17 protein-coding genes and 1 pseudogene are annotated in these 20880 nt (G+C 65.5%); 10 read left to right on the forward strand and 8 right to left on the reverse strand.

Features of this window, described 5'->3' with window-relative positions; genetic code table 11:
- Positions 1–24 precede the first annotated feature (24 nt).
- From gspL to ABIE53_RS01470, 3 genes are read left to right on the forward strand one after another with little or no spacing between them, the layout of a single operon-like run.
- Positions 25–1446, forward strand: a complete 1422-nt coding sequence (gene gspL / locus ABIE53_RS01460; RefSeq protein WP_029971194.1) for a type II secretion system protein GspL — start codon at positions 25–27, stop codon at positions 1444–1446.
- Positions 1443–1946 carry a type II secretion system protein M gene (locus ABIE53_RS01465; RefSeq protein ID WP_006050798.1) on the forward strand — a complete coding sequence of 168 codons (504 nt, stop codon included), beginning with the start codon at positions 1443–1445 and terminating at the stop codon, positions 1944–1946. Before gspL ends, ABIE53_RS01465 begins: the two co-directional genes overlap by 4 nt.
- Positions 1947–1968: 22 nt before the next feature.
- Positions 1969–2748 carry a type II secretion system protein N gene (locus ABIE53_RS01470; RefSeq protein WP_114156637.1) on the forward strand — a complete coding sequence of 260 codons (780 nt, stop codon included), beginning with the start codon at positions 1969–1971 and terminating at the stop codon, positions 2746–2748.
- Positions 2749–3406: 658 nt separating this feature from the next.
- Here the strand turns inward: ABIE53_RS01470 and ABIE53_RS01475 are convergent.
- Both ABIE53_RS01475 and ABIE53_RS01480 read right to left on the reverse strand, forming a co-directional pair.
- Complete coding sequence (locus tag ABIE53_RS01475; protein ID WP_114156638.1) at positions 3407–4990, reverse strand: efflux transporter outer membrane subunit; 1584 nt, start codon at positions 4988–4990, stop codon at positions 3407–3409.
- A gap of 178 nt (positions 4991–5168) precedes the next feature.
- Entirely contained in the window at positions 5169–5594 is a 426-nt protein-coding gene (locus ABIE53_RS01480; RefSeq protein ID WP_053858921.1) for a hypothetical protein, read from the reverse strand.
- A 217-nt stretch (positions 5595–5811) separates the two neighbouring features.
- On the opposite strand from ABIE53_RS01480, the gene ABIE53_RS01485 reads away from it, so the two are divergent.
- Together ABIE53_RS01485 and ABIE53_RS01490 are read left to right on the forward strand one after the other, a co-directional pair.
- On the forward strand, positions 5812–6357 hold the full coding sequence (locus ABIE53_RS01485) for a MarR family winged helix-turn-helix transcriptional regulator (protein WP_192700424.1): 546 nt from the start codon (positions 5812–5814) through the stop codon (positions 6355–6357).
- Positions 6358–6488: 131 nt separating this feature from the next.
- Positions 6489–8087 (forward strand): DHA2 family efflux MFS transporter permease subunit, encoded by a 1599-nt coding sequence (locus tag ABIE53_RS01490; protein ID WP_006050793.1) that lies wholly within the window; start codon positions 6489–6491, stop codon positions 8085–8087.
- A 19-nt stretch (positions 8088–8106) separates the two neighbouring features.
- Here the strand turns inward: ABIE53_RS01490 and ABIE53_RS01495 are convergent, their stop codons facing one another.
- The 4 genes from ABIE53_RS01495 to ada form a co-directional block, all read right to left on the reverse strand.
- Positions 8107–8634, reverse strand: a complete 528-nt coding sequence (locus ABIE53_RS01495) for a hypothetical protein (protein WP_029971187.1) — start codon at positions 8632–8634, stop codon at positions 8107–8109.
- Between the two features lie 136 nt (positions 8635–8770).
- Positions 8771–10387, reverse strand: coding sequence for a glutamate--cysteine ligase (gene gshA, locus ABIE53_RS01500; RefSeq protein WP_114156756.1), 1617 nt, complete (start codon positions 10385–10387; stop codon positions 8771–8773).
- Between the two features lie 318 nt (positions 10388–10705).
- Positions 10706–11623: a DNA-3-methyladenine glycosylase family protein gene (locus ABIE53_RS01505; RefSeq protein WP_114156640.1), complete on the reverse strand. Its 918-nt coding sequence runs from the start codon at positions 11621–11623 to the stop codon at positions 10706–10708.
- Positions 11620–12795, reverse strand: coding sequence for a bifunctional DNA-binding transcriptional regulator/O6-methylguanine-DNA methyltransferase Ada (ada, locus tag ABIE53_RS01510; RefSeq protein WP_114156641.1), 1176 nt, complete (start codon positions 12793–12795; stop codon positions 11620–11622). Before ada ends, ABIE53_RS01505 begins: the two co-directional genes overlap by 4 nt.
- A 417-nt stretch (positions 12796–13212) precedes the next feature.
- Between ada and ABIE53_RS01515 the strand changes: the two genes are divergently transcribed.
- Entirely contained in the window at positions 13213–13638 is a 426-nt protein-coding gene (locus ABIE53_RS01515) for a VOC family protein (RefSeq protein ID WP_114156642.1), read from the forward strand.
- Between the two features lie 36 nt (positions 13639–13674).
- Here the strand turns inward: ABIE53_RS01515 and ABIE53_RS01520 are convergent, their stop codons facing one another.
- Both ABIE53_RS01520 and ABIE53_RS01525 read right to left on the reverse strand, forming a co-directional pair.
- Entirely contained in the window at positions 13675–14229 is a 555-nt protein-coding gene (locus ABIE53_RS01520) for a YaeQ family protein (RefSeq protein WP_107710105.1), read from the reverse strand.
- Between the two features lie 141 nt (positions 14230–14370).
- On the reverse strand, positions 14371–15348 hold the full coding sequence (locus tag ABIE53_RS01525; RefSeq protein ID WP_006050620.1) for a LysR family transcriptional regulator: 978 nt from the start codon (positions 15346–15348) through the stop codon (positions 14371–14373).
- Positions 15349–15495: 147 nt separating this feature from the next.
- On the opposite strand from ABIE53_RS01525, the pseudogene ABIE53_RS01530 reads away from it, so the two are divergent.
- The 4 genes and pseudogenes from ABIE53_RS01530 (at position 15496) to araH (ending at position 20848) form a co-directional block, all read left to right on the forward strand.
- Positions 15496–16946 (forward strand): annotated as a pseudogene (locus ABIE53_RS01530) (aldehyde dehydrogenase family protein).
- A 145-nt stretch (positions 16947–17091) separates the two neighbouring features.
- Entirely contained in the window at positions 17092–18096 is a 1005-nt protein-coding gene (locus ABIE53_RS01535) for an arabinose ABC transporter substrate-binding protein (RefSeq protein WP_006050617.1), read from the forward strand.
- Between the two features lie 134 nt (positions 18097–18230).
- Positions 18231–19757 (forward strand): L-arabinose ABC transporter ATP-binding protein AraG, encoded by a 1527-nt coding sequence (gene araG / locus ABIE53_RS01540; RefSeq protein ID WP_376914445.1) that lies wholly within the window; start codon positions 18231–18233, stop codon positions 19755–19757.
- An 86-nt stretch (positions 19758–19843) separates the two neighbouring features.
- Positions 19844–20848, forward strand: coding sequence for an L-arabinose ABC transporter permease AraH (gene araH / locus ABIE53_RS01545; RefSeq protein WP_006050615.1), 1005 nt, complete (start codon positions 19844–19846; stop codon positions 20846–20848).
- Positions 20849–20880: the final 32 nt, after the last annotated feature.

Raw genomic sequence — 20880 nt, forward strand, 5'->3', positions numbered from 1 at the left:
CGCCTTTCCCAGAGAGAGTGGCCTTTGAGCACGCTGATCGTCTTATTGCCGCCGCGTGATCCGGCGGTGCCGTCGCAGGAATGGCAGTTGCCGGACTTGCCGTTCGTGCTGCTCGACAAGTCGGGACGCACGCAGCGCGCCGGGCGTTCGGCGCTTGCGCTGTTGCCGCGCGCGACGTCGACGGTGCTGATGGTCGCCGCGCGCGACCTCCTGATGATGCCCGCCACGCTGCCGCCGCTGCGCGGTCCGAAGCTGCGCCAGGCGCTGCCGAACATCGTCGAGGATCAGCTGATCCAGGATCCGCAAACCTGCCATATCGCCGTGGACCCGCAACCGGCGGCGGGCGGACGGCAAGTGCTGGCGATCATCGACCGAGGGTGGTTCCGCTTTATCTACGAAGCGTTTTCCGCTGCTGGGCACCGCAGTTTGCGCGCGGTGCCGGTTACACGCTGTCTGCCGGAGGCGCGGTTATCCGCGGCGCCGGTCGACGTTGCCGAAACGGTGAGCGCGGCCGAGCCAGCATTGGCGGGCGCCGACGCTTCGCCACGCCGCGATGCCGCGCCGGTGGCAAGCGCGGCTGATACATTGTCCGACGCCGCAACTGGAGCCATGCCGATGGTCGCGGCGGTGCTCGGCGCAGTCGTTCAAACCGCGCCGGCACTGCTGCTGGAAGGCGCTGTCGAAACCGGCACGCCGCGCGTCGAACTGGCGATTGCGCGCGGCGCGCAAGGCGAAGGGCTCGCAGTGCCGGCGAACGCGGTCAACGCGACGCTCGCGGCGCTCGCCGGCGCGATGCCCGTGTCGCTCTATATGCTCACCGAAGTGCCTGGCAACGAGCCGAGTCTCGGCGCGAGCAGCCCGGCGCGGCTTGCCGCGCATGTGCACGGCGCGAGTCCGCTGCCGTTCGAGCAACTCGCGCGGCGCGCGCTCGCGTGCCGCTTCGATCTGTGCCAGTTCGAATTCGCGTCGCAGCCGTGGCGGCTCGACCGCGCGACGCTGCGCCGCCTGCGCCTGCCGGTGCTGCTCGCTGTCGGCGCGCTGCTGGTCGCGATCATCGGCGCCAATGTGCAGTGGCTGATGCTGTCGCGCCAGCGCGACGCGATCAACACGCAGATGACCGAACTGCTGCTCAACGCGTTCCCGAAGACGACGGTCGTGCTCGATGCGCCCGATCAGATGTCGCGTCAGTTGCAGCAGTTGCGTGTGGCGGCCGGCGAGCTTTCCCCGGACGACTTCCTCTCCATCGCCGATCGTCTCGCGCGCGCTCTGCCGCCCGTGCCCGTCAACGGCATTGCCGCGCTCGATTATCACGACCGGCGGCTCGACGTGACCTTTAAGCCGGAGGTGAAGCTCGATCCCGATTTCGCCGCGCGCCTCGCGCGCAACGGACTGAATGGCGCGATCGACAGCAATACCGGCAAGTGGACCATCAGGAACGGACAATGAAAGCTCAACTCGCGCAAACCTGGGCAGGCTTCTGGGAGCAGCGGACCGACCGCGAAAAGGGTCTGCTGACGTGGGGCGGCGGCGTGCTCGCGGTGGTGATCGCGTGGTCGGTGCTGTGGGCGCCCGCGCAGGAGGGGCGCGCGCGTCTGCGTCAATCGCTGCCCACCTTGCAGCGCCAACTCGCGCAGATGACGGCGCAAGCCAACGAAGCGCGTCAGCTTTCCGGCGCCGCTCAGGGTGTGGCGCCGACCGGCGGCGCGCTGAAGGACGCGCTGTCCGCGTCGCTTGCCGATCATGGCCTAGCGGCCACGCAGGTTCAGGTGATCGGCAATGCGGTGCAGGTGCAGATGAAGAACGCGTCGTTTCCCGTGTGGACGGGTTGGGTCGACGATGTGCGCCGCCAGTTCAAAGTGCAGGTCGCCGAAGCGCACGTGACCGCGCTGAAAGAAGACGGCCAGGTGGACGTGACGGCGTCGCTGCAGCCATCGACGGCGAAATGAGCGCGCTGCCACGGGATCTCGCATGACTTACTGGATGCGGCGCCTGCGCGCCGCGCTGCCCTGGCTCGTGGTCGCGGTGTTTTCCAGCGCGGCAGTGATGCTCGCGATGTTGCCGGCCGCCTGGATCACGCCGCAATTCGCCCGTCAGAGCGGCGGGCACGTGAACCTCGTCGACCCGGCCGGTTCGCTGTGGCACGGCTCCGCCACGCTGATGCTCGCCCCGGGCTCCGACATGAGCGCCGCGACGCTGCTGCCTGGACGCATCGAATGGCGCACGGCCTTCTGGCCGCTCTTCACGGGCCGCGTGCGCATGACCATGCGGCAGAGCGAGGCGATGCCGGAGCCGATCACCGTCGACGCCACGCCGCGCAGCGCGAATGTGACGCCCGGCGCGATCGCGGTGCCGGCCTCGCTGCTGAGCGGTCTCGGCGCGCCGTTCAATACGCTGGATCTACAGGGCGACGTGCGGCTCTCGTGGTCCGACTGGCGCAGTTTCAACCGTCAGGCGTTCGGCCAGTTGACGGTCGCGCTGAACGACGTGAGTTCGCGTGTCTCGCCGGTGAAGCCGCTCGGCTCGTATCAGTTGGTGTTTCAGGCGGAAGGGGCGTCGTCGACGCTCGAGCTGCGGACCATCAAGGGGCCGCTGATGCTTAACGGACGTGGGGTCGTGTCGCCGGCTTCGACGTCGTTTCATGGCACGGCGACATCGGCGCCCGAGGCACGCGACAATCTCGCGGGACTGTTGAACCTGCTCGGACGACCGAGCGGACCGGATACGGTTGCGTTGTCGTTCGTGCATTGAGGTGGGTGGGTGGCGCGGGTGGTGATAGACCGCGCCGTTCGGTGCTTTTGAAGTCGCGGCAAAAGGGGATGCGGTCGTCGCGTTGCTGCCGCTCGCGCGTTAGTCTGACGCGCGGACGCGCGGATGCTGATAAAGCCGCGGTGCGGCGTTTCGAGCTAGCGACTAAACGAGACTGGTCAACGTCGTCGCGCGGACGTCGAGCTGGACCCGCAGATGCGTCGCGTGGGTGCTAACAACGCGCGGAGCAGCGCCTTTGAGCTAGCGGCAAAACGAGACGGGTCAAGGTTGTCGCTCGCACGTCGAGTTCGACGGCAGACAACGTCGTCGCTCGGACGTCGAGCTGGACCCGCCGATGCGTGGCGCGGATGCTGCAACGCGCGGAGCGACGCGTTTGATCTGGCGGCAAAACGAGACCGGTCAAGGTTGTCGCTCGCAACTCGGGCTAGAGCCGCGGATGCGCGGCGCGGGTGCTGACAAAGCCGCCGTGCGGCACTTCGAATTAGCAGCGAACGGCACACGGACGTCGTTGCCGCTCGCATGTCGAGTTGAACCCGCGGCGGCTCGTACAGCGCTAGATGCAAAAAAGGCATGACGGGTTTCGTTGGCCCGTTATGCCTCTTTGAACGCCGCTGTATCGCGCGGCGCCCCGCTCGCCCGCCTATTTGCTTTGCGCTTGCATCTGCGCGGACGTCGCCGTCTGCGCAGCTCCTCCCTGCGCGACAGGCGTCGCCGCCGATGCCGACGCCGGCTCCGGCGCCGCCACCCCACCGGTTTCGCGATTCATCTGCGACACATCCCAGCCGCCGCCCAGCGCCTTCACCAGCCCGACCGACGACACCATCCGCTGCCCCGCGATGGTTTGCAGCTTCTGCTCGGCCGTGAACGCCGTGGTCTGCGCGGTCAGCACGTTGACATAACCGACCGTGCCCGCCTTGTATTCGTTCGTCACGATGGCAAGCGCCTGGCGCGCCGACTCCACCGCCTGCTGCTGCACCACGATTTCCCGTTCGAGGATGCGCTGGGACGCGAGATTGTCTTCGACGTCCTGAAACGCCGTCAGCACCGTCTGACGATAGGTGGCGACGTTCTGGTCATAGGCGGCGCGCGCTGCTTCGGTTTGGGCGCGGCGCAGGCCCGCGTCGAAGAGCGTCGCCGCGAGTTGCGGGCCGACCGTCCAGAAGCGCGACGGCGCCGTCAGCAATTGCGAGAACACCGAGCTTTCGAAGCCGCCGCTCGCCGACAAGGTCAGCGACGGAAAGAACGCGGCGATGGCGATGCCGATCTGCTCGTTGGCCGCCGCAGCCTTGCGCTCGGCGGAAGCGATGTCCGGCCGCCGCTCCAGCAGCGCCGACGGCATTTGCGCGGGCACGGCGGGCGGCGTGGCGGTGAGCGGCATCGGCGGGATCGAGAAGGTGGAGGCCGGTTCGCCGACGAGCACCGCGATCGCATGTTCGTCCTGCGCGCGCTGCACGCCGTTGTCGATCGCGGATGCCTGCGCCGATTGCAGTTGCGTTTGCGCCTGGATCACGTCCGAACGCGCGGCCACGCCCGCGGCGTACTGGTTCTGCGTGAGTTGCAGCGAGCGCTGATAGGCGGCGACGGTTTCGTCCAGCAGTTTCTGATTCGCGTCGAGCGCGCGCAGCGCGAAATACGTCTGCGCGAGCGTGGCCTGCGCGGACAGCCGCGCGTTCGCCAGATCGGCCGCGGCGCCTTGCTGGCCGGCCTTCTGCGCATTCACCGAGCGGCCCACGGAGCCCCACAGGTCGGGCTCCCAGCTAGCGTCGAGTTGCAGGTCGTAGCTGTTGCTGACGCCCGAGCGGCTGACGCTCGTCGATCGCGTACTCGACGAAGCACCGCTGCCCGAGCGCGTCGCGCCCGCCGACAAACCGAGGGTCGGGAAGTATGCCGCGCGCGCCTCGCCGACCAGCGCGCGAGCCTGCCGATAGGCGGCCGCAAATTGCGCGATGGTCTGATTGGCGGCGTTCAGCTTGTCTTCGAGCGCATCGAGTTGCGGGTCCTGATAGATCGTCCACCATGCGCCGCGGTCCTCGTGATCCGCCGGTTGCGCGACTTTCCAGCCGGGCGCGGCTTCCTTGTATGAAGCCGGAATCTCGGCGGCGGGGCGCTGGTAGTCGGGGCCGACCGCGCAGGCTGCGACGAGGCCCGCGGCGGCCAGCGCGACGGCGAGGGTCAGGACGCGAGGCGCATAGGTCCGCGCGGACGAGGTTCGGTCAGACTGCATGCATTTTTCCTTCTGGACGCCACGACGCCGCCAATGACGGACGGCGCCGGCCTACGATGTGCCGGCATGTTAGCGTATGAGCCCGCTGGGCGCGGGAAACAGAAAGGTTAATGCGGGCAGCGACGAAGGTGTGTTACTGACGGTGTCGCGAAGGTTACGCGCCGTTACTGGCTGCCGTTCAAACGCGGGCGTCGGTGCGCGAATCGATCCGCGATTCCGTCGATGTCGTCTTGCGCGCGAGCTTGCCGGCTGCGGCCCGGCACGGTGCTTCGCCGCGCGACTGGCAGGCGCTTGCCGCACCGTGCGCAATGACAGGTGCCGCGCTCTTAACGCCTGACACGCTTGCCGCGTTCGCGAGCGCCGCCGCGCTGTCCACCGACCCGCCCTTCGCAGCTTTGATGTCCGCGATGCCCTTCAAACTCTTGCGCGCCCGACGATGCTCGAACCACGCCAACACCGCGACTCCCACCGATCCGCCGGGCAGCACGAACAGCACGGCGAACAACGCGAGCTTCCACCAGCGATGCGGGCCCTGGAAGCTGTGCAAAGCGGAATCGGTCAGAGAGCGGCTGAGGCCGCCGAGGGTATTTTTCAGGTACAGCATGGGAGGGACATCCTTGGGTCACGCCGGCCTGGCGGCGGACAAAAAAAGCGGTCAGAACATAGTCTCGGGTGGCGCGGATCGCGTAACTCGTTGCTTAATATAATATTGACTATGCAAGTAAATTTCAAGATACTGTGCGCGATGCGCGGCCGCGTTGTTGTTTTTCGGTGTCGCGCGCGTCCAGAATGTGCGTCTGCTGCAATGTTCCTGTACCCAAATGACTGACGGCCCCTACAAAGCGGACGAGATCCGGCTCGATACGAGTCTCGGCTATCACTTGTCGAAAGCGCGCAACGTGCTAGTCGAGCGCACCGACCGCGCGGTCAAGCCGCTGGGGCTGACGGCGCAGCAGATCGGCGTGATCCTGTTGCTCGCTGCCGGGCGCGCGAACACGCCGTTCGAGTTGTCGCGCGTGATGTCCTATGACAGCGGCTCGATGACCCGTCTGCTGGACCGCCTTGAAAAGAAAGGCTTTTTGCAGCGCACGCGTAGCGACGCCGATCGTCGGATGGTCAAGCTGGAGTTGACGCCGCAAGGGCATGAAGCGGCGCAGCAGTTGCCCGGCATCGGCGCGGCCGTGCTGAACGAGCAGTTGCGCGGCTTCTCGGACGCGGACCTCGCGACGCTGATCGAACTGCTCAGCCGTTTCATCGCCAACGGTATCGACCCGGGGGCGAACACAGGCTGCGGTTTGTGTGCGGAAGCTGAGCCGCCCGGCGATGCAACGGCCGACGATTCATCGCCGGAGAAGGGCGAGCATTAACCGCAGAGCGCCTTCTAGGGGCGCAGTTGTAAAACAATATCTGTCTGGGCAGAGTGTGATGCAGCATGCAAATGCCCAGAGAAACGCGACAAGCCAGGCACGACACACTTCCGCGCTGAGGAGAACAACACATGGCCGCTACGGCTTCCAACGCTGACGAACCCGCAGCTCAACCTGCACACCAGCCCGCCACCCCGCCCGCGGCCGAGCCGGCGCCGCTCAAAGGCGGCGCGCTCGCGCTCCTGACCGTCGGGCTCGCGCTCGGCACGTTCATGGAGGTGCTGGACACGTCGATTGCCAACGTCGCCGTGCCGACCATCTCCGGCAGCCTCGGCGTGGCGACGAGTCAGGGCACATGGGTGATCTCGTCGTATTCGGTGGCTTCGGCGATTGCCGTTCCGTTGACGGGCTGGCTCGCGCGGCGCGTCGGCGAAGTGCGGCTCTTCACGCTGTCCGTTCTGCTCTTCACGATCGCCTCAGCGCTGTGCGGCTTCGCGCATAACTTCGAGTCGCTGATCTTGTTCCGGCTCGTGCAAGGGCTTGTGTCCGGCCCGATGGTCCCGCTGTCGCAAACCATTCTGATGCGCTCGTATCCGCCCGAGAAACGCGGGCTCGCGTTGGGGTTGTGGGCGATGACCGTGATCTGCGCGCCGATCTTCGGCCCGGTGATGGGCGGCTACATCACGGACAACTACACCTGGCCGTGGATCTTCTACATCAACGTGCCGATCGGCCTTTTCTCCGCGGCCTGCGCGTTCGTGCTGTTGCGCGGGCGCGAAACCAAAACCACGCAGCAGCGTATCGACGCAATCGGCCTTTCGCTGCTCGTGATCGGCGTGGCGTGTCTCCAGATGGTGCTCGACCTCGGCAAGGACCGCGACTGGTTCAACTCCACGTTCATCGTGACGCTCGCGGTGATCGCGGTGATTTCGATTGCGTTCATGCTCGTCTGGGAGATGACCGAGAAAGAGCCGGTCGTCGATTTATCGCTCTTTAAGGACCGCAATTTCGCGCTCGGCGTGCTGATCATCTCGTTCGGCTTCATGGCGTTCTTCGGCTCGGTGGTGATTTTTCCGCTGTGGCTGCAAACGGTGATGGGTTACACGGCGGGCCTCGCCGGTCTCGCCACCGCGCCGGTCGGCATCCTCGCGCTGTTCCTCTCGCCGATGATCGGCAAGAACATGCACCGGCTGAATCTGCGCGTGATCGCGAGCTTCGCGTTCATCGTGTTTGCGTTCGTGTCGTTCTGGAACTCCACCTTTACGCTCGACGTGCCGTTCAATCACGTGATCTGGCCGCGCCTCGTGCAAGGCATCGGCGTGGCCTGCTTCTTCGTGCCGATGACGACCATCACGCTCTCGAGCGTGTCGGACGACCGGCTCGCGAGCGCCTCGGGCCTATCGAACTTTTTCCGGACGTTGTCAGGCGCAATCGGCACCGCCATCAGCACGACGTATTGGGAGAACGACACGATTCGCCATCACGCGATGCTGGTCGATAACGTCAACGTCTACACGGCGAACACGAACGCGTACACGAGTGCGCTGGCCGGCGCCGGCCTTTCCGGCGACAGCATCACGGCGCAGCTCAACCAGGTGGTGACCGCGCAGGCTTATATGCTGGCCACCAACGACTTCTTCCGCATTTCGTGCGCGGGCTTCCTCGTGCTTGCCGTGCTCGTGTGGATCACGAAGCCGCGCAAAGGCGTCGGTCCGTCGATGGGGCATTGAGCGGCGCGCAACGCGTCGCTCACTGACTCACGGCTTCGCCAGTGGATGGCGTGACCGACTGTCCTTGCTGCATATCGGGATGCAGGGCGGGATGCACCGCGGCGGACGCGGGCTGCGCCGGCTTGGCATCGGTTCCCTGTGTGCCTGCCGGCGTGCCGCGCACATATTGCTTGAAGTCCGCGCCCGCTTCCCACGGGTTCGGCTTGCAGCCGAGCGAGCCGTCACAATGCGCGGCGAAGCCGATCGTCGCGGTGCCGTCCGGATTCTGCGTGCGGGTGATCTGGTAGGCGAGCGCGCGCTTGCCGCCGTCCGGGCCGGCCGTCTGGATCAGCGTGCTGGTCGCGGCTTCGATCTTGTACTTTGAGTTATTCGCGACCCACGTTTGCGCGCGCTGCCACCAGAGGTCGCACTCGGCCTTGCTCGAACAGGTCAGCGGCGTGGTGGCGATCTGCATGACGTCGGGATCGACTTGTCCCTGTGTAGAGCATGCCGTCGCGGCAACGGCAGCCGCGGTAACGCACAGTACGGACAACAGACGTTGCTTCATCACGTTGATCCTCCCTCTTGTTAGCGTGTCTTATCAGTTTGGACCGCGTCGTGTAGAGGGTGTTTCCTTCAGATCAGAGAAACGTGCAAATGCGTGGACAACTTACCGATGCGTGCCGATGCGGCAGCCGCTTCAGTCACACGCTGAAGCGGTTCAACGTATAAGCCCGATAAGCGGCGACGAACGCATCGAACGAGCCCACTTCTTCCCGCTCGAGTTTCGCCTGTTCCTCCAGCGATTGCGTGGCCAGCTCCTCAAACTCCTTTGCCACGTCTGCAGGCAGCGGACGCGCGCGGAAATGCGCCGCATGCGCTTCGCTCTGTTCAAGACCGAATTCGAGGAAGCTCTGCTGCTTCTCGCGCATGGTCTGCAATACGCGTGCGGACGGCGTCAGCGACGCATCCGCCAGCTTCGCGCGCTGAACCGCAACCGAGCGCGCATGCGCGTCGCCGCCGTTGAGCGCGTCGAGCGCGGCGGCGGCCGCTTCGATCTTGACGAACAGTTCGTCGGCCCATTCGGTCATCGCGATGGTCTGCCCGTCGCGCGTGAGTTCCAGGCCAGGCTTGCGCCCTTCGGTCGTCACGCGCGCGAAGTTCTGGTTCGCCTCGCAATACGCGGGCGGCGGCAGCGGCGCGCTGTCGTCGAGCGCACACACGAGCAGATAGGCGTCGAGAAAGCGCGACGTTTCGAGCGAAATACCGACCGGCTCGAAAGGATCGATGTCCATGCAGCGCACTTCGACGTATTGCACGCCGCGCGCGGCGAGCGCATGCAGCGGCCGCTCGCCGGGATACGTGACGCGCTTCGGACGGATCGTCGAATAAAACTCGTTTTCGATCTGCAATACGTTGGTGTTGATCTGCACCCACTCGCCGTCGCGCTGCGTGCCGATGGCCTCATACGCCGGATACGGCTGGCTGACGGCCTTCGCGAGCGCGTCGAGATAACCGGGCAGCGTGTCGTAGTCGGCGTGCAGCGCGGCTTGCGCGGTGGTGTTCGAGTAGCCGAGATCGCTCATGCGCAGGCTCGTCGCATACGGGCGATACAACGTGTCGGCGTCGAAGGTTTCGAGCGAATGTTTGCGCTCGCGCAAGAAGCGGCGGTCGAGCGCGGGCGACGCGCCGAACAGGTACATCAGCAGCCAGTTCGTGCGGCGGAAATTGCGGATCAGCGCGAGGTAACGGTCGGACTGAAAATCGACCGCGTTCGCGGTGGATTGCTGCTCGGCGTGCAGGAGCCGCCACACTTCTTCGTTCAGCGAATAGTTGTAGTGAATGCCCGCGATGCATTGCATCGTGCGCCCGTAGCGCAGCGCGAGGCCGATGCGATACACGTACTTCAGCTTGCCGATGTTCGACGAGCCGTAATCCGCGATCGGAATGCCTTCATCGGTGTCGGGCAGCAGGCCCGGCATCGAGTTGTTCCACAGAATCTCGTCGCCGAGGTTCGCGTAGACGAAACGATGCAGCGTGTCGAGCTTCTCGAGCGTGAGCGCGACGTCGTGCTCGGCCGGCGTGATCAGTTCGATTAGCGCTTCGGAATAGTCGGTGGTCAGCGAAGGATGCGTGAGCGCCGAACCTAGCGCGCGCGGATGCGGCGTCAACGCGAGCTGGCCCTCGTGCGTCACGCGCAGGCTTTCTCTTTCGATGCCGCGCAGGCCGCGTAGCAGCGCGTCGCGCTGCGGCCCTGAAGTCAGCACGGACAGGCGGTGCAGGAACGCGTCGGTCGTGCGGGATGAGGTCGTGTTTGGCATTGATGCGAGTCGGGCGTTGTCGGCCGCCATGTGCCGCCTGGCTGCTCGCGGGCAGCATGTTGCGGTTGACAACGTTCGGCGGAATTTTCAGTAGCGGGCACTTTAACATCTCGCCACCGCGCCTGCTTGAGGCCGCTTCGGCGGGCGATTGCAGGCCGCCGGGGCGTCTGTTGGCCGGTGTGTTTTCACGCCGGATTTGCGGATTTGGCCACACGGATTCCAGGTTATTGCGGCCATTGCAGCCGCGTTTTTTAGTGAGCGTGGCGACACGGCATGACGTGTCGCCACCTTCGCCTTAGACGGCTAGCTCGCGCAGCACTAACCGCCGCGCGCGGCCCCGGCCCGATCCGCCACCTCGTTCCACAGATGCATCGCCGCATAAGCGCGCCACGGGCGCCAAGCGTCGGTGCGCGTGCGCTGCTGCGTGGGCCGCACGAGCGACGGGTCGCGCGCGCAGATCGACTGCATCAGCACGAGATCCCACGCCGGCCAGGCGTCGGAATCGCGCCACGCGCGCATCGCGACATACTCGACCGTCCAGGGGCCGATGCCCGGCAGGGCGAGCAAGGCCGCGCGCAGTTCGCTTGCGTCCGCCGTGGCGCTGTCGAGCGGCACATCGCCCGTCGCGACCGCGTGCGCGAAGCCTTGCAGCGCGGCCACGCGCTTGCCCGGCATGCCGATTTGCGCGAGGTCGACGGCTGCCAGCGCTTGGGGCGTCGGAAAACGCCACGCCGTGTTGTCATGCGGATGCCCTTCGATACGCTCGCCCGCCCGCTGCACCAATCGTCCGATGATAGTGGTCGCCCCCTTCACGCTGATTTGCTGGCCGACAATCGCGCGCACCACCAGTTCGAAGCCCGACCACGCGCCCGGCACGCGCAAGCCGGGCGCGGCGTCGATCAGCGGCGCAAGCCAGGGGTCCGCGGCGAGCGCGGCGCCGATCTTCTTCGGATCGGCGTGCAGATCGAACATCTTTGCAATCGGCGCGGCGAGCGCGTCGGCGTGACGGCTCACCGGGCCTTCTATGCTCGCCACCAGACAGCGCTTGCGCGGATGCTCGCACACGCTGAGCGTGCCGCTGTCGCCGGCCCATTCGATCGCGCGGCGATACGCGCCGTCTTCGACGGTCTCGACGCCGGGCGTCGCGCGTCCGCTGAAAAAGCGCAGCAGGCGCCGCCAGTCGAACGGCGCTTTGTACGGGAGTTCAAGAGTTGCAACGTCGTCGAGCGTGCTCACGCGGCGTGGTCCAGTTTGTTGGCGAGGGGTTGAACAGGCGTCGTTTCGGGGCGGGCGGTTTCGTCGGCGGAAACGCGGTGCGCGTGCTGCGCCTCGTTGTCGAGCAGCGCGGCTTTGCGCGGCAAGCCCCAACGATAGCCGGCAAGCGCCCCGCCCTTTTGCACGACGCGATGACACGGAATGGCAAGCGCAACCGGATTCGTCGCGCAGGCGCTCGCGACCGCGCGCACGGCGCGCGGCGCGCCGACGGCTTCGGCGATCTCCGTGTAGCTGCGCGTCTCGCCGTAGGGAATGTGCCGCAGCGCGTCCCACACGCGCTGGCGGAAGGCCGTCGCCGCGATGTCGAGCGGCAGGTCGAAATGCTGACGCGTGCCGCGCAAATAGGCGTCGATCTGCGCGACGAACGGCGCGAGCCGCTCGGCGTCCTCCAGCAGATCGGCATTGGCGAATTCGCCGCGCAGTTCGTCGACGAGCAAGGCGGCGTCGTCGCCGAAACCGATCTTGCAGATGCCCTTGGCCGTCGCGGCCACCAGCACGAAGCCGAGCGAGGTCGGCGCGCTGGCGTAGCGCACGGTCAGCCCCGCGCCTTTGCGGCGATATTCGGACGGTGCCATGCCCAGTTCCGCCGACGCACTCTCGTACATCCGCGAAGGCGAGTTGAAGCCGGCGTCGAGCGTGGCGCGCGTGACGTCGGCGCCGCGCTTGAGCGCGTCGCGCAACGCGGCGCCGCGCCGCGCAGCCTGATACTGGCGCGGCGACACGCCGACGACCCGCTTGAACAGGCGCTGAAGGTGGAACGGGCTCAGGTGCACGGCGTCGCTCAATTGCGCGAGCGTGAGACGTTGCTGCGGATCGGCGTCGAGCGCCGCGCACGCGCGGTTCACGATGTCGAGTTCGCGCGGCAAGCCGCCCGGCTGACAGCGCTTGCAATCGCGAAAGCCGGCGGCGCGGGCCGCGGCGGCATCGGCGAAAAACGCGACGTTCTCGCGGCGCGGCTGGCGCGATGCGCAGGACGGACGGCAGAACACGCCCGTCGTCTTCACGCCGTAGAAGAAAGCGCCGTCCGCGAGCGGATCGCGACGGGCGACGGCTTCCCACCGTTCGTCGTCGGAATGCCAGGCGGCGGTGCGGGCGGTCGTGTCGGTCTCGGCGGGTTGATGGGTGCGGTTCATGATGGTCCCGGATGGGTGCTGTCGATGCTCACCAATGTAGGCCGCATCCCGACACACTACGCTCCGGTTCTTGCTCTGTCATTGCGCTTCCTCGTAGCCGGCAGACGCCCGGCGGGCGCCGCTCGGCGTCATCTGACGGCTCGTTTTGCCTCCAGGTGCGACAATTTTGCACGATGTCGGGTTTTCCCCTAAAAAGTTATTGCGTCGCACCAAGCGCATGTGTATATTAGTACCTGTCTCCTCCATGTCTCCTCCTGATATGGATTCAGCCCGCTCCACATAGAGCGGGCTTTTTTTCGTCTATACGTTTTGCGTGCCGGCCGGCGCTGGACGGCATCTAGCCCGTCAACGCCCGCCCCGCTTTCCCATAAACTGGCTGTTCTCCGTTTGATAAATCAGCCACGGGAGGCGCTCAATATGAAGATTCATATTCGCGAGATCGACCACGTCGTGATTCGGGCGACCGACGGTGCGTCGATGGCGCGCTTTTACTGCGACGTGCTCGGTTGCAGCGTCGAAAAAGAGCAGCGCGAGCTGGGTCTCACGCAGTTGCGGGCGGGGCGCTCGCTGATCGACCTGCTGCAGGTGGGCGCGAAGATCGATCGCCCGGAAAACGGCACGCCCGGCGCGGGACGCAATATGGATCATCTGTGTTTGCGCGTCGAGCCGTTCGATGCCGAGGCGCTCAAGGCGCACCTGGCCGCCCAAGGCGCGCGGATCGGCGAAGAAGGCGTGCGTTATGGCGCGGACGGCTACGGGCCGTCGCTGTATCTGTTCGACCCCGAGGGCAACATGGTCGAGCTCAAAGGACCGCCCGAAGCGGCGCGCGTGACGTCGCTCTGAACCTCGCGCGTCGCGGGCGGCCGGGCCGGCGCAAAGTCAAGCGTTCGCGGGCGCCTTCAACACCGTCCACTCGATTTTCACGGCGTCGGCTTCAGCGCTGCCGAGCCACGCCTCGCCGTCCTGCACGGTGCATTGCAGCCGCATCGTGCGCTCCGCGAGCGAGCCGAGTTCGGCCGCGATGTTTTCGCCGAGCGACCACACCGTCACATTGCGCATGCGCTCGACCTTGTTCCGCACGCCCTGCCACCAGATGTCCGAAGTTCGCCCGCCGTAGGCGATCACAATCACCTCGTTCGAACGGCCGCTCGCCTTGGCGATGCGCCGCTCGTCGGGCTGGCCGACTTCGATCCACGTTTCGATCGCGCCGGTCAGATCCTTTTGCCAGAGATCGGGTTCGTCGACATCCGATAAACCCTTGCAGAATTCGAGCCGTTCCTGCGCGAAGAGCGCGAACGCGGCGACGCGGACCATCATGCGCTCGTCGGTTTCGGACGGATGACGCGCGATGGTGAGCGAATGGTCGGCGTAATAGTGCCGGTCCATATTGGCGATCTGCAGTTCCGCCTTGTAAATCGTCGATTTGAGAGCCATGCCGTTGCTAAACCAGACGCTCGCCCCACCGGAGCGAACGGAAAATGAGTCGTCGACGGCGCGTTGCCGTCTTCCGTGTTTGTTGTACATTTTGCGTCCCTCCCTGCCGTCAGCCGGCCATCTCATGAAGGGAGGAAGCATTTATCGAACCATGGCCGCCTCCGACGGCGCGCCGTACACCTCGCCCGCGGCCTCGCGCAGCGCTTCCAGCACGACCGACGCGGCCGGCGAAAGCAGGTGCGACTGGCGCGTGATGATACCGAAAGTGTCCATCCTGCATGGCAAATCGATCGGCAGGCGCTTCAGCACGCCGTACTGTTGGTACTGGCCCGCCACTTCGTTCGGCAAAACCGCCAACATGTCGCTCTGAAGCAGCAGGCTCGAAATTGCCAGAAAGTTGTTGGTGTTGACCACGTTCTGCGGCGGATTCAGGCCGATCTGCGAAAACATCAGATCGAAACGATGCCGCAACACGCTGCCCGGCGGATGCAGCACCCAACTGGCGTTGACGATTCCCCGCAGCGTCAGCCCGCTCTCGTTTTCCAGCGGATGGCCTGGCCGCGCGACCACGCACAGCGGTTCGTCGGCGAGCGGTTCGTAGCGGACTTCGGTCTTGAACTGATTTTGCCGCTCGAGCACCCGGCCGATCATGATGTCGAGTTCGCCTTCGGCGAGCCGCGGCAACATCACGTCCGACGTTTCGACTTCCGCCCAGATCTGCAATTGCGGATAACGCTCCTTCACGCTCGCGATCGCGCGCGGCACCATCGTGGCCGCCGCCGCCGCGATCACGCCGATGCGCACCTGCCCGGCGAGTCCCGCGCGCAGCGCCGAGATTTCGTCGTGTGCGTGGCTCAGATTCGAGAGCACCATGCGCGCATGACGGATCATCACCTCGCCGTACAGCGTCGCGTGCATGCCGTGCGGCGTGCGGTCGAAGAGGCTCACGCCCAGCATGTCCTCCAGTTCCTTGAGGAGCCGCGAAGCCGCCGGCTGCGTCATGCCCAGCACGTCGGCGGCGCGCCGCACGTTGCCTTCTTCCTCCATCGCGGCCAGCAGCAGCAACTGCCGCGTCTTCAGCCGCGCACGCACGAACCAGTTCGAGTAGCTACGCGTCATGGCCTGTCTCCAACATCATTATCGTTGGCGCCATGATGCCATACCGAAATTGTTATCGGGATAGCCTAAAAAGGGATTGGAAAGTTATTGCGCCCGCTCATACCATTCGTGGACTTTCCAGGCTTCTCCCATGGCGCCATTCCGTCGATGAACCGCGATCCGCTCGTCCCGCTCGTTGCCAGCCCGCTGCGCCATTACATCAATGGCGGCTGGGAGACGGGCGCAACCACGGGCGTTTCGCTGAATCCGTCGGATCTCGACGACCCCGTCGGCGAATATGTTCGCGCCGACGTGCGGCAGACCGACAGCGCGATTGAAGCGGCCAATGCGGCTTTCGGCGAATGGTCGCTGAGTTCGGGCCAGCGCCGCGCGGACGCGCTCGACGCGATCGGCAGCGAAATGCTCGCACGCCGCGACGAACTCGGCCGTCTGCTAGCGCGCGAAGTCGGCAAAACTTTGCCCGAAGCGCTGAGCGAAGCCACGCGCGCCGGCCAGACCTTCAAGCTGCTCGCCGCCGATGCACAGCGCGCGTACTCGGAGCCTGTGGCGTCGGCGCGTGCCGGCGTCGAAATCGACATGACGCGCGAGCCGCTCGGCGTGGTCGGCATCATCGCGCCGTGGAGCGCGCCGCTCGCGACTGCCGCGGCCAAGATCGGCGCCGCGCTGGCGCACGGCAATTGCGTCGTCTTCAAGCCGGCGGAATCGACGCCGGCTTGCGCGGCGGCGTTGGCTTCCATCGTGAGCCGCGCGGGTTTGCCGGCGGGCGCGTTCAATCTGGTGATGGGCAGCGGCCGGCAGGTCGGCGCGCGGATCGTCGCGCATCCGCTCGTCGCGGGCATCAGCTTCTCAGCGGATCGGCGGAAACCGGCACGCGTGTACTGCAAGCCGCGGCGGCGCGTCAGGCGCGCGTGCAACTGGAGATGGGCGGCAAGAACCCGTTCGTCGTGCTGGCCGATGCCGATCTCGACATTGCGGTCGATGCCGCGTTGACCGGCGCCTACGGCTCGACCGGCCAGCGCAGCACGGCGGCGGCGCGTCTGATCGTCGAACGCGCGATCTACGAGCCGTTCGTCGACGCGTTGCAGGCAAGGCTCGCGAAACTCACCGTCGACCATGCGCTGAAGCACGGCACCGACGTGGGCCCCGTCGCGAACGCCGCGCAACTCGAGCGCAATCTCGACTACGTGCGAATCGCGGCGCAGGAAGGCGCGCAACTGCTGCACGGCGGCCGGCAACTCGAACGCGCGACGCGCGGCTACTTCTTCGAACCGGCGCTGTTCGCGGGCGAAGCCGAGCATCGGATCGCGCGCGAAGAAATTTTCGGACCGCTCGCGGTCGTCTTGCGCGCCGACGATTACGAGCACGCGCTGACTCTCGCGAACGACACCGCCTATGGTCTGTGCGCCGGCATCTGCACGCGTTCGTTGAGCCGCGCCCGGCATTTTCGCCGCCATGTGCATAGCGGCCTCGTCACGATCAATCTGCCGACGACGGCAGTCGAGCATCACGCGCCTGGCGGCGGGCGCAAGGCGTCCGCGTATGGCTCGACCGACGCGGCGTTCTGGACGGCCGTGAAAACGGCCTACGTCGCGAGCTGATCCCGGTGACTCATATGCACGTCGCCGCCCGCATCGATTCCGCATCGGATTTCCTGGCTCAGTTTTCAAGTTCCGGCTAACGCCGTGTATCGCCTCGCTGCACATAAACGAAATCAATGCAGCTTTTCAACCTCAGGAGACAGACATGACCAGCAAGCTTCGTCGTTTGACGCTCACCGCGATCGCCGCGGCCACCCTCGCCGCGCCCTTTGCGATGCAACTTTCCGCGCATGCGGACCAGCCGCTCAAAGTCGGCTTCCTTGTGAAGATGCCGGAACAGGCATGGTTCATCAACGAACAGAAAGCCGCGACGGCGCTCGGTCAGAAGGACGGCTTTTCGGTGGTGAACATCGGCACGCCGGACGGTGAAAAAGTGCTGTCCGCTATCGACAATCTCGGCGCTCAAGGCGCGAAGGGCTTCGTGATCTGCGCGCCCGACGTGCGTCTCGGACCGGCGATTCAGGCGCGCGCGAAGCGCTACAACATGAAGTTCGTCACCGTCGACGATCAGTTGGTCGACTCGAGCGGCAAGCCGCTGCCGAACGTGCCGCATCTGGGCATGTCCGCGTTCAAGATCGGCAATCAGGTCGGCACGGCGATCGCCGAGGAAATGAAGCGCCGCGGCTGGAAGCCGGAAGAAGTCGGCGCGCTGCGCATCACGAACTACGAGCTGCCGACCGCGAAGCTGCGCACCGACGGCGCGACGCAATCGCTGCTCGCCGGCGGCTTCAAGAAAGAGAATATCTTCGACGCTCCGCAAAAGACGACGGACGACGAAGGCGGCTTCAACGCTTCGTCGCCGGTGCTCGCGCAGCATCCGAACATCAAGAAGTGGGTGATCTTCGCGCTGAACGAGGAAAGCGTGCTGGGCGGCGTGCGCGCCACCGAGCAACTGCACATTCCGGCGGCGGACGTGATCGGCGTCGGCATCAACGGCGCGGGCGAAGCCTTTGCCGAATTCCAGAAGAAGGAGCCGACGGGCTTCTACGGCACGATCGCCGTGAGCTCGACGATGCACGGCCGCGAAAGCACCGAGAACCTCGTGCAGTGGATCAAGGACGGCAAGCAGCCGCCCGCCGATACGCAAACCACCGGCAAGCTGATGGTGCGCGGCAACTGGCAGGACGTGCGCAAGGAACTCGGCATCTAAGCCGCGTTCGACCTTGCACGCGGCGGGCCGCGTCTCATGCGCTGAAGCGCGCGCGGCCCGCACAGCCTGATCACTACCGAGGTTTTTTTCGATGACGTCCCACACACACTGCGCCTTCCATCGGCGATGCTTCTGTGCCGGTGCAAGCGCCCTCGCCTGCTGCGGCGCTTGCGTCGAGCGAGCCGTATCTGCAACTCGACGGCATCACCGTGCGCTTTCCCGGCGTGCTCGCGCTCGACCAGGTGTCGCTGGAAGTGCGGCGCGGCGAAGTGCATGGCCTGATGGGCGAAAACGGCGCGGGCAAATCGACGCTGCTCAAGGTGCTGTCCGGCGTGAATCAGCCGGCGGCGGGCACGTTGTCGCTCGGCGGCGTCGAGCAGCAGTTCACTACGACGAAGGCGGCGATTGCCGCGGGCGTCGCGATCATCTATCAGGAATTGCATCTGGTGCCCGAGCTGACGGTTGCGGAAAACCTCATGCTCGGCGCGCTGCCGAATCGCTTCGGCATCCTTGACGAAAAGGCGCTGGTTGCGCGCGCGCTGCGCGAACTCGAACGGCTCGGCGAAAAAATCGACCCGTCGCAGCAGGTAAAGAATCTGTCGATCGGTCAGCGGCAGATGATCGAGATCGGCAAGGCGCTGATGCGCGACGCGCGCGTGATCGCATTCGACGAACCGACGAGTTCGCTGTCGTCGCGCGAAACGACGCAACTGTTCCGGATCATCCGGGCGTTGCGGGCCGAAGGCCGCGCGATCGTCTACGTCACGCACCGGATGGACGAGGTCTACGAGCTGTGCGATCGCGTGACCGTGTTCCGCGACGGCCGCCGCATCGATACGTTCGATGCAGGCGCCGGGCTCGTCCGCGATCGTCTGATCAGTTGCATGGTGGGCCGCTCGATCGCCGACGTGTACGGCTATCGCACGCGCGAACTCGGCGACGTGCAGCTCGACGTCAAGGGACTCATGGGTAAGGGGCTGCGCGAACCGGCCACGTTCTCCGCGCGCAAAGGCGAGATAGTCGGCTTCTTCGGGCTCGTCGGCGCGGGGCGTTCGGAGTTGATGAAGCTCATCTACGGCGCGGTCAAGCCGACCGCCGGCGACATCACGCTCAAAGGCAAGCCGGCGCGTTTCGCCACGCCGCGCGACGCGGTGCGCGCAGGCGTCGCGCTGTGTCCGGAAGACCGCAAACAGGAAGGCATCGTCTCGATCGCTTCGGTATCGGACAACCTCAACATCAGTTGCCGCCGCCATTTCAGCCGTTTTAACGTGCTCAACGGCCGCAAGGAAGCGCAGACCGCGAAGGAGTTCATCGGCAAGCTCGCGATCAAGACGCGCAACGGCGAGACGCCGATCGGCACGCTCTCCGGCGGCAATCAGCAGAAGGTGATTTTGTCGCGCTGGCTGGCCGAAGAGATCGACGTATTTCTGATGGACGAGCCCACGCGCGGCATCGACGTCGGCGCACGCAGCGAAATTTATGGGCTGCTGTATGGGCTCGCCGAAGCAGGCCGCACGGTGATCGTGGTGTCGAGCGATCTCGCGGAAGTGATCGGCGTGGCCGACCGCGTGATCGTGATGAAGGAAGGACGCCTCGTCGGCGATCTGCCCAAGGCGCAGGCCACGCCCGATGTGCTCATCAAGCTCGCCCTGCCCCGCTAGCCGCACACAACCGAACGAACGCAACCGAACGCAAACTGAGTCGCGCCGCTGAATCGAAACCGCGGCATTGAAACGGAACACACATCATGAACACACCTTCAACCGAATCCTCCACGCCGGCCGTCGCTTCCGCGGGCCTGAGCGCGCGCGCGGCGCGCACGTGGGATCTGATCAACAAGTCCGGCATCGTGATGGTGTTCATCATTCTGTTCGCGGTGCTGTCGTTCACCGTGCCGGACTTTCTGAGCTCGCGAAACATTCAGGGCCTGCTGCTTTCCGTCACGCTGATCGGCTCGATCTCGGTGACGATGATGTTCGTCCTCGCGCTCGGCGAAGTCGATCTGTCGGTGGCGTCGATCGTGGCCTTTGCGGGCGTGGTGGCGTCCACGCTCATCACGGCGACGCATAGCGTGATGCTCGGCGTGGCCGCGGGCGTGCTCGCGGGCGGCGCGGTCGGGCTTGTCAACGGCGTGCTGGTCGCGCGCTACAAGATCAACTCGCTGATCGTCACGCTCGCGATGATGGAAGTCGTCCGCGGTCTCGCCTACATCACGTCGAGCGGCGACGCGGTGATGATTTCGGAAGAACGCTTCTTCGATCTTGGCGGCGGCTCGTTCCTCGGCATTTCGTTTCCGATCTGGAGCAACATCGTCGGCTTCGTGCTGTTTGGTTTTCTGCTGAAGAAGACCGTGTTCGGCAAGAACGTGCTGGCTGTCGGCGGCAATAGCGAGGCCGCGTTGCTGGCGGGTCTGCCCGTCACGCGCATCAAGATCACGGTGTTCGTGCTGCAAGGTCTCGTGACGGGCTTTGCGGGCGTGATGCTTGCGTCGCGTATGAGTCTCGGCGATCCGAAAACATCGGTCGGCCTGGAACTCGGCGTGATTTCCGCGTGCGTGCTCGGCGGCGTGTCGCTGACGGGCGGCGTCGCGACGATTTCCGGCGTGCTGGTCGGCGTGCTGATCATGGGCTCGGTGCAGGACGCAATGAGCCTGATGAACGTGCCGACTTTCTATCAATACCTGATTCGCGGCGGGATTCTGCTGCTCGCGGTGCTGTTCGACCAGTTCCGCCGCAGCAAGCGCGTGCACTGACAGGCGCCCCGCTCTACACGTTTGCCAACAGG

Origin of the sequence: Paraburkholderia sp. OAS925, from assembly GCF_040543975.1 — a bacterium.
GTDB lineage: Bacteria > Pseudomonadota > Gammaproteobacteria > Burkholderiales > Burkholderiaceae > Paraburkholderia > Paraburkholderia graminis.